The sequence below is a fragment of the Kitasatospora sp. NPDC004799 genome (assembly GCF_040609095.1).
Classification (GTDB): domain Bacteria; phylum Actinomycetota; class Actinomycetes; order Streptomycetales; family Streptomycetaceae; genus Kitasatospora.
In genome coordinates this window covers 1-1075 of the sequence record NZ_JBEXJK010000842.1, presented here as the reverse complement: position 1 = coordinate 1075, position 1075 = coordinate 1, and the positions used below count along the sequence as shown (strand labels likewise).

The 1075-nt window shown below is 72.1% G+C and carries 2 protein-coding genes; both read left to right on the top strand.

The features are described from left to right. Positions 1-228: roadblock/LC7 domain-containing protein (locus ABZW03_RS41225; protein ID WP_355270054.1), on the top strand; the 228-nt coding region annotated here is incomplete at its 5' end. 161 nt (positions 229-389) lie between these two features. Next, positions 390-1025 (top strand): DUF742 domain-containing protein, encoded by a 636-nt coding sequence (locus tag ABZW03_RS41220; protein ID WP_355270052.1) that lies wholly within the window; start codon positions 390-392, stop codon positions 1023-1025. Positions 1026-1075 lie beyond the last annotated feature (50 nt).

Here is a 1075-nt window from a genome sequence, read left to right as displayed (position 1 = left end):
GCCAGCCGGATCTTCGAGGGCGGCGAGGTCAACCAGACCGTCGTCGAGATGGAGCGGGGCTTCCTGTTCCTGATGGCGGTCAGCGACGGCTCCGCACTCGCCGTCCTGGCCGCACCGGACTCCGACATCGGCCTGGTCGGCTACGAGATGGCCCTGCTCGTCGACCGCGCCGGCGCCGTCCTCACCCCCGCACTCCGCGCGGAACTCCAGGGCAGTCTCCTGCACTGACGGTTCGTCGGATACCGTCCAGGTATTCGAAGTACCTCCGCGTCCTTCCCGGGCCCGCTTCGGCGGGCTCGGGTTCGGACGTTGTACGGCCTTCGCACCACCGGCTCCGGACCTGCGCCGAAGCTCGCACCGCACCGCCGCACCCTGTGAGGAGAGGAACCGTGACACCGCCCGACGACCGCAGCGGCCAGTACGGCGTTCCGTACCCTGGCACAGGCCATGACGCCTTCGGAGCACCCGGCGTCGGCCACGGTCAGCAGTACGGCCGGCACCAGTACGGACAGCAGCCGTACGCCCGGCCCGAGGAGCAGTACGGCCAGTACGACCAGTACGGCCGGCCGGCCTCGTACGGCGCCCCGGCGCCCGGCTACCCGGCACCGGCGCCCGAGCCGGCCCCCGGCTACCGGAGCGGCCAGGAGCCCGGCCACGTCGAGGAGTTCGAGGACGAACCCGACTCCGGCCCGCTGATCCGCCCGTTCGCGATGACCGGCGGCCGGACCCGGCCGCGCTACGAACTCGCGCTGGAGGCCCTGGTCTCCGCCGACGTCGACCCGCAGCGCCTGGCCACCCTGCTCCCCGAGCACCAGCGGATCTGCACGCTGTGCACGGAGGTCAAATCCGTCGCCGAGGTGTCGGCGCTGCTCTCCCTTCCCCTGGGAGTGGCCCGCATCCTCGTGGCCGACCTGGCCGAGGCCGGCCTGGTCGCCATCCACCAGCCCGCTTCCGGCGGCGAAACCGGAAACCAGCCCGACGTCACGCTGCTCGAAAGGGTCCTCAGTGGACTTCGCAAGCTCTAACGCGGCCGCCCCCACCCGCGCCACCACCTCCGCGAAGATCGTCGTCGCGG